10 protein-coding genes are annotated in these 13221 nt (G+C 69.0%); 5 read left to right on the forward strand and 5 right to left on the reverse strand.

What is annotated here, in order from left to right; genetic code table 11:
• Positions 1-128: 128 nt before the first annotated feature.
• The 4 genes from E1J61_RS30260 to E1J61_RS30275 all read right to left on the reverse strand — a co-directional run bounded on the left by E1J61_RS30260 (position 129) and on the right by E1J61_RS30275 (position 5496).
• Complete coding sequence (locus E1J61_RS30260; protein WP_133097572.1) at positions 129-2567, reverse strand: DNA internalization-related competence protein ComEC/Rec2; 2439 nt, start codon at positions 2565-2567, stop codon at positions 129-131.
• Between the two features lie 71 nt (positions 2568-2638).
• Complete coding sequence (locus tag E1J61_RS30265) at positions 2639-3490, reverse strand: TatD family hydrolase (RefSeq protein ID WP_133097573.1); 852 nt, start codon at positions 3488-3490, stop codon at positions 2639-2641.
• Positions 3491-3512: 22 nt separating this feature from the next.
• A complete protein-coding gene (gene lolD, locus E1J61_RS30270) occupies positions 3513-4253 on the reverse strand; it encodes a lipoprotein-releasing ABC transporter ATP-binding protein LolD (RefSeq protein ID WP_133097574.1) in 741 nt (246 codons plus the stop codon).
• Complete coding sequence (locus E1J61_RS30275) at positions 4246-5496, reverse strand: lipoprotein-releasing ABC transporter permease subunit (RefSeq protein ID WP_133097575.1); 1251 nt, start codon at positions 5494-5496, stop codon at positions 4246-4248. Before E1J61_RS30275 ends, lolD begins: the two co-directional genes overlap by 8 nt.
• 146 nt (positions 5497-5642) lie before the next feature.
• Here E1J61_RS30275 and E1J61_RS30280 point away from each other — a divergent pair, with 146 nt between their 5' ends.
• Both E1J61_RS30280 and recJ read left to right on the forward strand, forming a co-directional pair.
• Entirely contained in the window at positions 5643-6749 is a 1107-nt protein-coding gene (locus E1J61_RS30280; RefSeq protein ID WP_133097576.1) for a hypothetical protein, read from the forward strand.
• Between the two features lie 52 nt (positions 6750-6801).
• Positions 6802-8508, forward strand: coding sequence for a single-stranded-DNA-specific exonuclease RecJ (gene recJ / locus E1J61_RS30285; protein WP_133097577.1), 1707 nt, complete (start codon positions 6802-6804; stop codon positions 8506-8508).
• 27 nt (positions 8509-8535) lie between these two features.
• On the opposite strand, the gene E1J61_RS30290 is transcribed toward recJ, so the two are convergent.
• A complete protein-coding gene (locus E1J61_RS30290; RefSeq protein ID WP_133097578.1) occupies positions 8536-9267 on the reverse strand; it encodes a peptidoglycan DD-metalloendopeptidase family protein in 732 nt (243 codons plus the stop codon).
• A gap of 204 nt (positions 9268-9471) precedes the next feature.
• On the opposite strand from E1J61_RS30290, the gene prfB reads away from it, so the two are divergent.
• From prfB to lysS, 3 genes are all read left to right on the forward strand, one after another.
• Positions 9472-10576, forward strand: a protein-coding gene (gene prfB, locus E1J61_RS30295; RefSeq protein ID WP_133097579.1) for a peptide chain release factor 2 whose coding sequence is annotated in 2 segments (ribosomal slippage) — positions 9472-9552 and positions 9554-10576 — 1104 coding nt in all. Because the reading frame shifts where the segments join, the coding sequence is not laid out codon by codon here.
• A gap of 130 nt (positions 10577-10706) precedes the next feature.
• Positions 10707-11465 (forward strand): SDR family oxidoreductase, encoded by a 759-nt coding sequence (locus tag E1J61_RS30300; protein ID WP_133097580.1) that lies wholly within the window; start codon positions 10707-10709, stop codon positions 11463-11465.
• A 51-nt stretch (positions 11466-11516) separates the two neighbouring features.
• Positions 11517-13073 carry a lysine--tRNA ligase gene (gene lysS / locus E1J61_RS30305; RefSeq protein ID WP_133097581.1) on the forward strand — a complete coding sequence of 519 codons (1557 nt, stop codon included), beginning with the start codon at positions 11517-11519 and terminating at the stop codon, positions 13071-13073.
• Positions 13074-13221: the final 148 nt, after the last annotated feature.

The following is a 13221-nucleotide window of genomic DNA, read 5'->3' on the forward strand; positions in this document are numbered from 1 at the left end:
CCGCCTGCCCGAGGCCGCGCCACGCCCCAGCCGGCTGCCGCCGACGCGCAACCTGCCCCGGCGGCCACCCGCGCGCGACGCCGCAAAGCCCGCTAGGCCCGCCAGGCCCGCCAGGCCCGCCACGCCCGCTAGCGCGGCGCCTCCGGCCGCGCGCGCCAATAGCGCGGCTCGGCCTGCCGAAACACTGACAACGTATACCCCGCCGGCGCCGTGGCCATGGTCACCGCGCCGGTTTCGTCAGTGCGGTAGCGCGCGATGCCGGCGCGTCCATAGCGCTCCCACACGTCGGCACGCGGGTGGCGGTAGCGGTTGGCATAGCCAAGCTGGAATACCGCCGCCCGGGGCCGCACCGCGTCCAGCCACGCGGCACCGGAAGAGGTGCCGCTGCCATGGTGCGCCACCACCATCACGTCGGCCTGCAGCGCTTCGGTGGGCAGCCTGTCGATCAGCGCGCGCTCCTCGGCCACGCCGATATCGCCGGTCAGCAACAGGCGATGCCGCGCGGTCGCCACGCTCAGCACACAGCTACGGGCATTGCTGGCGATGGCCGCCTGTTGCGACTGCGACGGCAGCGGATGCAGCACCGTGAAATGCACCCCGTCCCAGTCCCATTGCTGCCCGGCCGCGCACGGCGCCCAGCCGGTTGCCGGCGACCCGAGCAAGGCATGGTCCGGCGGGGCGCCGGTACTGCGTGCGGCTACGGCCACCGCCGCCGACACGTCCGCCACACCACCGGCATGATCCGCGTCTTCATGGCTCACCATCAGCTGGTCGAGCCGGCCGAGACCCAGGCCGCGCAGCAACGGCACCACCACTTGCGCGCCCGCACTGGAGCCCGATGCATAGCCAGGGCCCGTGTCGTACAGCAGCGCATGCGTACGCGTCTGCACCAGCACCGCGGTCCCCTGCCCCACGTCGAGCATCACCGCACGGAACTCGCCATGCGCCACCGGCGGGCCGCGCGCCAATACGAGCGGCAACACCAGCAGGCCGCCATGCAGGCGCGCCGCGGCACTGGCAGGCGGCGCCAGCAACAGCGCGATCCCGAGCAGGGCGAGCAGCAGCGGCAACGGCCCCGATGCCGGCGCCTCCCACATGGCCCACGGCAGGCCGGAAAGCCAACCCAGCAAGGCGGCCAGCCATACCATGGCCTGGTGCGCGACGGCCAGCAACGGCGTGGCCAGCATGGCCGGCGCGGCGGCGGCAGCCAGCGACAGTGGCGTCACCAGCAGGCTGACCACCGGGATCGCGATAGCATTGGCGAGCGGCGACACCACCGACACCTGCTGGAACAGCAACAGCGTCAGCGGCACCAGCCCGGCTGTGACCGCCCATTGCGTGCGCGCCGCGGCGGCAAGCGTGGCACGCATGCGTTGCCAGCGAGTTTCCGGCGCGCCATGCCCGGACCGGGCAGCGTAGAAGATCACCGCCACCGCGCCGAAAGACAGCCAGAAGCCCGGCGACATCACCGCCCACGGATCCAGCAGCAACGCCGCCAGTGCCGCACAAGCCAGCACCACCGACGCCGGCGGTGCCCGCCCACTCCACACCGCCAGTGCGGCCACGCATAGCATCGCCACCGTGCGCAACGCGGGCACCTGCATCCCGGCCAGCAGCCCGTATGTCACCGCACCGGCTACCGCCGTCACCAGGGCCGCGTGCCTGGCCGGCAGCCACAGGGGCAGCGGCCGGCGCAGCCGGCGCCCCAGCCCGAACGAATGCCGCCACAGCATGCCGGCGAACGACCCCGCCATGCCAGCGATCATGGTGATGTGCAGGCCTGAAATGCTGACAAGGTGGCTGATGCCGGTACGCCGGAACAACTGCCAGTCTTCCGTATCGATGCCGCGCTGGTCGCCGATCACCAGCGCGACCAGCACCGGGCCATAGCGCGCATCATCCGGCAGCGCCGCGCGCAGGTGATCGCGCACTGCCGCGCGCCACGCTTCGATTCGCCATGCGAGCCGTTCCCGCGTTGCCTCCTGCGGCGGACCATGCGCGCGTCGTACGTAGCCCGTCGCGCCATAGCCCTGCGCCAGCAGCCAATAGGCATAGTCGAAGCCGAAGGGATTGGCCAGTCCGCGCGGGCGCCGCAGGCGTATGGTCAGGGTATAGCGCTGGCCGGGGTACAGGTCAGGCGGCGCGTCGCGCCAGTGGAGAAGCAGCCGGCCGGGCAACGTCAACCCTGGTTCGTCCGCCCCATCCGGCACGGTCTTCCCGACGGTGAAGGCAAAGCGGACGCCGCCCGCTGATTCGGACGGCAATCCGGAAACCACACCCTGCACGTCGAGATCGCGCGATTCGAGCGATGCGGGCAACCACTCCCGCAAGCGCATATCGGCGCGCCATGCCGCCCAGCAGAACGCGGCACCAACGGCCACCGCGGCCACGGCGGCCAGCACCAGTCCCCGCCATGCGGCACGCAGGCGCCTGCCACGCAGCAGCATCGCGATGGCCGCCAGCACCAGACCGGCAGCGGCCACGCGCACGACGTCCTGCCGCGGCAGCGTTGCCTGCTGCTGCAGCAGCCAGCATCCCGCGACGAACGCCACCACGAACACGCGCACGGCATCTCCCCGGCTGATTGCACACAGCCAGAGTTGTAACCGCACGATGCAGCGGAAAGCTTGTCAGCCTGTCAGGAAATCGTGGAAGTTGTGTGTGTGGCCGGCGCCATGGATTCGGCGAACGCAGCCAGCCGCGGCAGTGCCTCGACGGCATTGCGCCAGGTTGCCTGCGCCAGCGCCGCGGCATCGATGCCGCGCAGATCGCCCAGCACGCGCGCCACGCCGGCGACTTCGGCGGGGGTGTTGCGCACCTTGTGCTGCTCGCCGAACTGGTCGTCGGCAAGCCACGCGGGTGCGATATCGGGAGCGTCGGTTTCCAGCACCAGCGCCTCCAGCGGCATGTCCGTAGCCAGCCGTCGGATCTGGCGCGCGCGGCTGAAGGTCAGGTTGCCGCCGAAGCCAAGCTTGAAGCCCTGCTCGACAAAGCGCCGCGCCTGCTCATGGCTGCCGTTGAACGCATGGGCGATGCCGCGCTTCACGCCCAGCTTGCGCAACTGCGCGCCGACCTGGTCCTGCGACTTGCGCACATGCAGCAGCACCGGCAGGTCAAATTCGCGCGCGATCTTCAACTGTTCGGCATAGAGCCAGGCCTGGTGATTGCTATCGAGACCGGCGACAAAGAAATCGAGCCCGATCTCGCCAATGCCGACGAAGCGCGGATCGCCCATGCTGGCCGCCACCTCGCGCCGCAGCGCATCGATATCGGCCTGCCCGGTACCGGGCGAGCAGAGCGGATGGATGCCGAGTGCGTAGACACAGCGCGAGTCCTCGTGCGCCAGCTTGCGCACCGCCTCGAAATTCCACACCGCCACCGCCGGCACGACCATGCCGCGCACGCCGGCGGCCTCGGCCGCGTCGGCTACCTGGCGCCGGTCAGCGTCGAATTCGCGCGCGTCGAGATGGCAGTGGGTGTCGATCCACATGGTGCAATGGCGGGGGCCCGGCCTAGCGTTCCTGGTGCAGGTGGCCGTCGCGCAGCCGCAGCACGCGGTCGCAGCGGCCGGCCAGGTCGAGGTCGTGGGTGACGATGACGAAGCTGGTGCCGAGCGTGCGCGACAGTTCGAGCATCAGATCGTAGACGCCGCCGGCGGTATGGTCGTCGAGGTTGCCGGTCGGTTCGTCGGCCAGCACGCAGGCGGGTTGCCCCACCAGCGCGCGCGCGATCGCCACGCGCTGCCGCTCGCCGCCGGACAGCTCGCCCGGCCGGTGTTTGGAGCGGCCGCCCAGCCCCACGCGCTCCAGCATCGCCTGCGCCGTCCCGCGCGCATCGTGCTGCGTCATGCCGCGGATACGCATCGGCATCGCCACGTTGTCGAGCGCGGTGAATTCCGGCAGCAGGTGATGGAACTGGTAGACAAAGCCCAGCGAGCGGTTGCGCACCACATTGCGCTCGCGCTCGCGCAGCGCCGTGAACGGCTTGCCGAGCAGCGCAACGCGGCCCGAGTCGGGATTGTCGAGCCCGCCCAGCACATGCAGCAGCGTGCTCTTGCCCGAGCCGGATGCACCGACGATGGCGACCTTCTCGCCGGCATTGACGCGCACGTCCACGCCGCGCAGCACTTCGACATCGAGCCCGCCCTGGCGAAAACGCTTGGTCAGGCCCTCCGCCACCAGCACCGGCGATCCGGCGACCGCCTGGCCCGCCGCATTGGGGGCGGTATCCGCTTGCAGCACGGCTTCACTCATAGCGCAGCGCCTCCGCGGGGTTGACGCGGGCGGCACGCCAGCTGGGGTACAGCGTGGCCAGCGTGGCCAGCACGAAGGAAATGATGCCGATGGTGGCGATGTCGTTCACGCGGGGATCCGAAGGCAATTCACTGATGAAATAGATGTCGCGCGGCAGGAACTGCACGCTGAGCACGCGCTCGATAAACGGCACGATCACGTCGATATTGGTCGCGATCAGCGTACCGCCGGCCACGCCCAGGATGGTGCCGATAAAGCCGATGGCGACGCCCTGCACGATAAAGATCTTCATGATCGAGCGGGGCTGCGCGCCCATGGTGCGCAGGATGGCGATATCGGCCTGCTTGTCGGTCACGGTCATCACCAGCGTCGACACCAGGTTGAACGCGGCCACCGCGATGATCAGCGTCAGGATGATGAACATCATGCGCTTCTCGGTCTGCACCGCGGCGAACCAGTTGCGGTTCTGCTTGGACCAGTCGCGCAGGTACAGCTCGCCCGACATGGAGCCGGCGAGCTGCTGCGCCACCTGCGGCGCGCGCTGCATGTCCTGCAGCTTCAGCCGCACACCGGTAGGTCCGCTCAGGCGGAACAGCGTCTCGGCGTCATGCATGTTGACCAGCGCCAGCGCGCTGTCGAACTCGAAGTGGCCCGACGAGAAGATGCCGGTCACGGTGAACTGCTTGAGCCGCGGCAGCACGCCGGCCGGCGTGATGGTGCCCTGCGGCGCGACCAGCGTAACCTTGTCGCCGACCTGCACGCCCATGGCATTGGCCAGCTCGTTGCCCAGCGCGATGCCGAATTCGCCCGGCACCAGCGCGTTCATGCTGCCGGACTTGAACTGGCTGCCGATGTCCGAGACCTTGGGTTCCTGCGACGGCTCGACACCACGCAGCAGCACGCCGCGCACGGCATCGTCGCGGGTCAGCATGGCCTGCGCCGCCACATAGGGCGCGGCGCCGACCACTTCCTTGTTCTGCATCGCCTCGGCCGCGGTGTGCTGCCAGTCGGGCAGCGACGACGGGCCGATGACCTCGATATGCGCCAGCACCGACAGCATGCGGTCGCGCACTTCTTTCTGGAAGCCGTTCATCACCGACAGCACCACGATCAGCGCGGCCACGCCCAGGGCGATCCCGAACATCGAGATCATCGAGATAAACGAAATAAAGGTGTTGCGGCTGGCGCGCTTGCTGGCGCGGGTGTATCGCCAGCCGATCTGCCACTCGTAGGGAAAGTTCAAGAGGATTCCTGTTGTTTCGGGATATCGCCGCCGCCCTTTCAAGGGGCGCCGGCGGCACTCAGGGAGCCGTGGCGAACGCCTTCCACGATGCACGGAAGCGGCGCGGGACTGGCATCGGCCAGCCGGAAGTTTACAATCTCGCCACCATGATGACGCACCTGACCCTGATTGTGCCCTTTTCCGTCCCGCCGGGCGCCGGCGACGACGGCCGTGACGACGTCATTCCCGGCGCGCTGCTGCGGCAGTTGGAGCTGCCAGCGCTCGGAAAGTTGCTGACGCGGGCCACGCCGGGCCCGCGCGAGCGGCACGACGACCCGTTCCTGCGCAGCCTGCCGCAGGAACGCTGGCTGGCCGCCAAGACGGGGCTCGACACAGGCCGGGTGCCGTCGGCGCCTTATATGCGGCTGGCCGACAGCAGCGCAGCCGCCCTGGCGGCGGACGGCCAGTCCTGGGCCTGCCTGCAGCCGGTGCACATCCACGCGGCACGCGACCACCTGGTGCTGATGCCGCCGGCGCATCTCGGCATCCGGCCGGATGAGGCGGCCGCGCTGCACGCCGCCATCGAGCCGCTGCTGCAGGAATCCGGCATCGCGCTGCAGACGCCCTGCCCGGTGCGCTGGTACCTTCCCGAGTCAGTGTTCGGCCCGCTGGAAGCGACCACGCCGCTGCGCGCGGCCGGGCGCAACATCGATATCTGGATGCAGGCCGGCGAGCGTGCGCGCGACTGGCGCCGGGTACAGAACGAGATCCAGATGACCTGGTTCGACCACCCGGTCAACCAGGCCCGCGAGGCGCGCGGCGAGCTGCCGGTGAACTCGGTCTGGCTGTATGGCGGCGGCACGCTGCAGGCCGTGCCGCGCCTGGCCGACACGGTACTGAGCGACGACCCGTTCCTGGCCGGGCTGGCGCTGGCCGCCGGCAGCCGCGTATTGCCCGTGCCAGCGGGATTGGCCGGCGTGGCGGCGCCCGGGGGATCGGCGTTGGCGATGCTGGAACTCGCCACCGAAGCCCATATCACGGAGGACTGGGGCCTGTGGATCGAGCGCATGCATGCGCTCGATGCCGACTGGTTCGCACCGGCGCTGGAGGCGCTGGCCGCAGGCGGCATCGGCGGCGTGACGCTGGTGCTGGGCGGCGAGAACCACTTTGCCGAGTTCACCGTGACCCGCGCCGACCTGCGCAAGTTCTGGCGCGGCATGGGCCAGCGCGGCGACTGGCGCGCGCTGCTGTCCGACCTCGCCTTTGCCGCCTGAACCTCGCCGAACGCCAGCCAACGACCCACCGCAAGAACAAGACCGCCCCGCCATGACCCGGATCGCCATCCGCACCTATTCCTCCGAACACGTCACCACGCTGGCCGCCGCCGGACTGCATCCCACGCTGGCCCGCATCCTGGCCGCGCGCGGCGTGGCCCGCACCGCCGAGCTGGCGACCGACCTGCCTGAACTGGTGCCACCGGGCGCCATGAAGGGCATCGGCCATGCCGCCGCCTACCTCGCCGACGCCATCGCCGCCGGCAAGCGCCTGCTGATCGTCGCCGACTATGACTGCGACGGCGCCACCGCCTGCGCGGTCGGGGTGCGCGGGCTGCGCATGCTGGGCGCGCGGGTCGAGTACATCGTCCCCAACCGCTTCGAGTACGGCTATGGCCTGACGCCGGAGATCGTGGCGCTGGCGGCCAGGCAGCAGCCGGACGTGATCGTCACCGTCGACAACGGCATCGCCAGCGTCGACGGCGTGGCCGCGGCCAATGCGCTGGGGATCGACGTGGTGGTGACCGACCACCACCTGCCGGGCGCCGAACTGCCCGACGCGGCGGTGATCGTCAACCCGAACCAGCCGGGCTGCGAATTCCCGAGCAAGAACCTGGCGGGCGTGGGCGTGATGTTCTACGTGCTGCTGGCGCTGCGCGCCGAGCTGCGCCAGCGCGGCGTCTATACCCAGGCCACCCAGCCGCCGCTGCAGACGCTGCTCGACCTGGTGGCGCTGGGCACCGTCGCCGACGTGGTCAAGCTCGACACCAACAACCGCATCCTGGTGGCGCAGGGCCTGCGGCGGATGCGCGCGGGACGCATGCAGCCGGGCGTGGCGGCCCTGTTCCGCGCCGCGGGCCGCGAGGCGTCGCGTGCCAATACCTTCGACCTCGGCTTCGGGCTGGGCCCGCGCCTGAACGCGGCCGGCCGGCTGGCGGACATGTCGCTGGGCATCGAATGCCTGCTGACCGACGATGCCAACCGCGCCTGGGAAATCGCCCAGGAGCTCGACAGCATGAACCGCGAGCGGCGCGATATCGAGGCCGGCATGCAGCAGGAGGCCTTGCAGATCCTGGAGCAGCCCATGGCCGGTCTTGCCGGCCCGGATCCGTCGGCGCGCTTTACCGTCAGCGTGTTCAACGACACCTGGCACCAGGGCGTGATCGGCATCGTCGCGTCGCGGCTCAAGGACAAGTACCACCGCCCCACCATCACCTTCGCGCCCGGCGATGAAGCCACCATCAAGGGCTCGGGCCGCTCGATCCCGGGCTTCCACCTGCGCGACGCGCTCGACCTGGTGTCCAAGCGCTGCCCCGGCATGATGGTCAAGTTCGGCGGCCATGCCATGGCGGCCGGCCTGACCGTGCGCGCCGAGCGTTTTGCCGAGTTCCAGGAAGCCTTCGAAGCGGTCGGCAAGGAATGGCTGACCGACGACCAGCTCGCGCGCGTGATCGAGACCGACGGCGATATCGAGGACCACTGCTTCAGCCCAGAATTCGTCACCCTGCTGGAGCAGCAGGTGTGGGGCCAGGGCTTCCCGGCACCGACCTTTTGCGGCGAGTTCGACGTGCTGCGCCAGAGCGTGCTCAAGGGCAAGCACCTGAAGCTGCAGCTCGGGCGCGGCAGCCAGCGCTTCGATGCGATCTGGTTCAACCACGCCGAATCGCTCGGGGCCAGCGCGCAGGTGGCCTACCGGCTCGACAACAACACCTTCAACGGCGTCACGCGCGTGCAACTGGTGATCGAGCACGCGCAATAGCGTGCCGGCCGGGGCATCGCCCAGGTCCTAGCCGCGCGCGGGGAGATAGGCCGCCGGATCGACCGGCTTGCCATTGGCGCGCACTTCGAAATGCAGTTCGCTGGCGCTGGCGCCCATGCGGCCCACGTCCTGCCCGGCCGCGACCGTGGTGCCCTCGCTGACCAGCGGCTGGTCCAGGTTGCCGTAGACGGTCAGCCAGTCGTCGTTGTGCTTGACGATCACCAGCATGCCGTAGCCGCGCAGGTTGCCCACATGGATGGCCCGGCCGGCCGCGGCGGCGCGCACCGTGCCGTTGGCCGGCACGGCAATGGTCAGGCCCTTGCTGGCGGGCGGCGAGTAGCGCGCGATGACGCGGCCGTCGGCCGGCCATTGCAGGCGGATGCTGCTGGCGGGCGGCCTTGACGCGCCGCTGTCGGCGCGTGGGGTATCGGTGACGGCCTGGCCGGTGCCGGTCGAGGCGGTCGAGCCGGCCGAGGCGGCGGCACTGCCGCCGGGCGGCCGCACGCGGATCAGCTGGCCCACTTCGATCTGGCTGGGGCTGGCGATGTCGCTGTTCCAGCGGGTCAGGTCGCGCACGGTGCGGCCGTGCTTGCGGGCGATCGAATAGAGCGTATCGCCGCGTTCCACGCGGTAATAGCCATCCGGCACGGGGCCGCCGGTGGTGCCGCAGCCGGCCGCGACCGCGGCGGCGGTGGCGGCCAGCAGCAGGCCCAGCGCGCGGCGCCGGCCTGGCTCGATGTCATGTCTGGTTTTCGTCATGCGTCCCTGTTTGTCTTCATGCCGGGGGGCGGCTTGCGAATGCGTATTATCGCCGCGTGCGCTGCCCGGCACCGCCGGATAGACCATCGCATGGCCTTTCCGTTCGCCGCGCGGCACGCCATGGCCGCCGCAAATGCCCGAATCCGCGACCGATCCCGGGCACCAATCCGCTATAATTCAAGGTTTTCGAAGCGCAGGAACATCATGGAAGCAGAACGCCTCAACGCCATCTCCGGTGCCATCTCCGATCTCCGTTCCCGGACGGAAGATCTACGGGGGTATCTTTGACTACGATGTCAAAGTAGGAAGGCTGGACGAAGTCAACGGCCTGCTGGAAGACCCGGACGTCTGGAACAACCCCAAGCGCGCCCAGGATCTCGGCAAGGAAAAGAAGGCCCTCGAGGGCGTGGTAAGCGTCCTCGGCAAGCTCACGGACGACCTTAGCGGTGCCGAGGAACTGTTCGAGCTCGCCAAGGAAGAAGGCGACGACGAGACCCTCGAATCGATCGAAACCGACGTCCAGGGCTTCGAGGAGATTGTGGCGGGCATGGAATTCCGCCGCATGTTCTCCGGCGAAATGGACCAGGCCAACGCCTTTATCGACATCCAGGCCGGCGCCGGCGGCACCGAAGCCTGCGACTGGGCCTCGATGCTGCTGCGCCAGTACCTGAAGTACTGCGAGCGCAAGGGCTTCAAGGCCGAGGTGCTGGAAGAGTCCGAAGGCGACGTGGCCGGCATCAAGAGCGCGACCATCAAGATCGAGGGCGAATACGCCTTCGGCTACCTGCGTACCGAGACCGGCGTGCACCGCCTGGTGCGCAAGTCGCCGTTCGATTCGTCGGGCGGGCGCCATACCTCGTTCTCGTCGGTGTTCGTCTACCCCGAGGTGGACGACTCGTTCGAAGTGGAAGTCAACCCGGCCGACCTGCGCGTGGACACGTACCGCGCTTCGGGCGCCGGCGGCCAGCACATCAACAAGACCGATTCGGCCGTGCGGATCACGCACATCCCGACCGGCATCGTGGTGCAGTGCCAGAACGACCGCTCGCAGCACCGCAACCGTGCCGAGGCCATGTCGATGCTGAAGTCGCGCCTGTACGAGCACGAGATGCGCAAGCGCCAGGCCGAGGCCGACAAGCTGGAAGCTGGCAAGACCGACGTGGGCTGGGGCCACCAGATCCGCTCCTACGTGCTGGACCAGAGCCGCATCAAGGACCTGCGCACCAACGTGGAAATGTCCAATACCCAGAAGGTGCTGGACGGCGACCTGGACCCGTTCATCGAGGCCAGCCTCAAGCAGGGACTGTAAGGCAACGACCGTTGTCCGCGCCGCCCGCCCTGCCGGCGCGGCCGGCGGCGGCACAGCAATCCATCCAACGCTGTACCGCCGCCCGCGCCGCACCGCACGGCGGCAGGGCGACATCTCCGACCGGGGCACCATGAGCGAAGCCAATCACCTCTACATCATCACCGGCGCCTCGCGCGGGCTGGGCGCGGCACTGACCAACGCCCTGCTCGTGCCGGGCAACCGCCTGATCTGCGTGGCGCGCAGCCGCAACAACGAGCTGGAGCGCATCGCCACCATGAGCGGCGTGCCGGTGGCCTGGCACCTGCAGGACCTGTCCCAGGCCGGCCCCGCGGCCACCTGGCTGGCCAGCGTGATCGATACCCTCGACCAGCCGCCGGCCAGCGCCACGCTGATCCTGAACGCCGGCGTGGTCGAGCCGATCGGCCCGGTCTCGCGCCTGCAGGAAAGCACGCTGGTACCGCACTTGCTGACCAACCTCGCGGCGCCGATGACGATGACCGCTGCGTTCCTGGAGCGCACCGAGAAGTTCGACTGCCCGCGCAAGGTGCTGGCGATCTCTTCCGGCGCGGCACGCCGCCCGATCGAGGGCTGGAGCGCCTACTGCGCCGGCAAGGCGGGCCTGGACATGTTCATGCGCTCGGTCAACGCCGAGTACGCGCAGGCACCGGCACCGCGCACCGTGCGCGCGGTGGCGCTGGCGCCGGGCGTGATCGATACCGGCATGCAGAACGTGATCCGCAACGCCGACTTTGCCCAGGTCCAGCGCTTCCGCGACCTGAAGGCGAACGAGCAGCTCGCTTCCGCCGAGGAAACCGCGGGCCGCATCGTCGCCTACCTGCACCGCCCGGATTTCGGCAGCACCGAGCTGGACGATCTCCGCAATTACTGAAGCCATACTGATCCCGCGCGCGGCCCGCCGCGTGCGACGCTAGAAGACATCATGACCGAACCGAATCACGCCCAGGCCAAGTCGCAGGCCAAGCCAGCCGCCGCGGACACGCCCGCCGTCGACGAGAACAAGATCATCGCGGAGCGGCGCGAGAAGCTGGCCGCGCTGCGCCAGCAAGGCGTGGCCTTCCCCAACGATTTCCGCCCCACGCACCAGGCCGCCGCGCTGCACGCGCAGTATGGCGAGACCGACCAGGCCGCGCTCGAAGCCAGCCCGGTCGAGGTCGCGATCGCCGGCCGCATGATGCTCAAGCGCGTGATGGGCAAGGCCAGCTTCGCCACCGTGCAGGACGGCAGCGGCCAGATCCAGTTCTACATCACCCGCGACAAGGTCGGCGAAGAGGTCTACGCCGCCTTCAAGCACTGGGACCTGGGCGACATCATCAGTGCCCGCGGCGAGCTGTTCCGCACCAACAAGGGCGAGCTGTCGGTGCAGGTGCGCGATCTGCGCCTGCTGTCCAAGTCGCTGCGTCCGCTGCCGGACAAGTTCCACGGCCTGGCCGACCAGGAGATGAAGTACCGCCAGCGCTATGTCGACCTGATCGTGTCGCCGGAAACGCGCAACACCTTCCGTGCCCGCACCAACGCGATTTCGTCGCTGCGCCGCCATATGGCCGACGCCGGCTTCATGGAAGTGGAAACGCCGATGCTGCACCCGATCCCGGGCGGCGCCGCGGCCAAGCCGTTCATCACGCACCACAACGCGCTGGACATGCAGATGTTCATGCGCATCGCGCCCGAGCTGTACCTGAAGCGCCTGGTCGTCGGCGGCTTCGAGCGCGTGTTCGAGATCAACCGCAACTTCCGCAACGAGGGGGTGAGCCCGCGCCACAACCCCGAGTTCACCATGATGGAGTTCTACGCGGCCTACACGGACTACCGCTGGCTGATGGACTTCACCGAAGACCTGATCCGCAAGGCTGCGATCGACGCGCGCGGCAGCGCCGTGCTGACCTACCAGGACCGCGAGCTCGACCTGTCGAAGCCGTTCCATCGCCTGACCATCTGCCAGGCGATCCAGAAGTTCGCGCCGCAGTACACCGACGCGCAACTGGCCGATGCCGAGTTCCTGCGCGTCGAGCTGAAGAAGTTCGGCGTCAACACCAACGCGCCGCAGTTCCTCAATGCCGGGCTGGGCACGCTGCAGCTGGTGCTGTTCGAGGAAACCGCCGAGAGCCAGCTGTGGGAGCCGACGTTCATCGTCGACTACCCGGTCGAGGTCTCGCCGCTGGCGCGCGCTTCGGACACGGTGCCGGGCATCACCGAGCGATTCGAGCTGTTCATCACCGGCCGCGAGATCGCCAACGGCTTCTCGGAGCTGAATGATGCCGAGGACCAGGCCGACCGCTTCCGCAAGCAGGTCGAGCAGAAGGATGCCGGCGACGAGGAGGCGATGTATTTCGACGCCGACTATATCCGCGCGCTGGAATACGGCATGCCCCCGACGGGCGGCTGCGGCATCGGCATCGATCGCCTGGTGATGCTGCTGACGGATAGCCCGAATATCCGCGACGTCATCCTGTTCCCGCACCTGCGCAAGGAAGACTGACGGTTTGCTCCCTCTCCCGCAAGCGGGAGAGGGAGCACACAAGCGGTAGATCAAGACACGCCGCACGGGCCATCCTCTGTTACAGCCCCACCTCCCCGCCGCACCAAGCCACGCCCAACCCATTGATACAAAAGGCCTTTTCCGCCTA

The organism is Cupriavidus sp. L7L, assembly GCF_004353535.1.
In the GTDB taxonomy this organism is placed as follows: Bacteria; Pseudomonadota; Gammaproteobacteria; order Burkholderiales; family Burkholderiaceae; genus Cupriavidus; species Cupriavidus oxalaticus_A.

What these genes read in the sequence shown, in the direction of transcription:
- E1J61_RS30265 (WP_133097573.1), bottom strand. Translation starts at nt 3,490, where the DNA reads ATGTGGATCGACACCCACTGCCATCTCGACGCGCGCGAATTCGACGCT.
- lolD (WP_133097574.1), bottom strand. Translation starts at nt 4,253, where the DNA reads ATGAGTGAAGCCGTGCTGCAAGCGGATACCGCCCCCAATGCGGCGGGC.
- E1J61_RS30280 (WP_133097576.1), top strand. Translation starts at nt 5,643, where the DNA reads ATGATGACGCACCTGACCCTGATTGTGCCCTTTTCCGTCCCGCCGGGC.
- recJ (WP_133097577.1), top strand. Translation starts at nt 6,802, where the DNA reads ATGACCCGGATCGCCATCCGCACCTATTCCTCCGAACACGTCACCACG.
- E1J61_RS30290 (WP_133097578.1), bottom strand. Translation starts at nt 9,267, where the DNA reads ATGACGAAAACCAGACATGACATCGAGCCAGGCCGGCGCCGCGCGCTG.
- E1J61_RS30300 (WP_133097580.1), top strand. Translation starts at nt 10,707, where the DNA reads ATGAGCGAAGCCAATCACCTCTACATCATCACCGGCGCCTCGCGCGGG.
- lysS (WP_133097581.1), top strand. Translation starts at nt 11,517, where the DNA reads ATGACCGAACCGAATCACGCCCAGGCCAAGTCGCAGGCCAAGCCAGCC.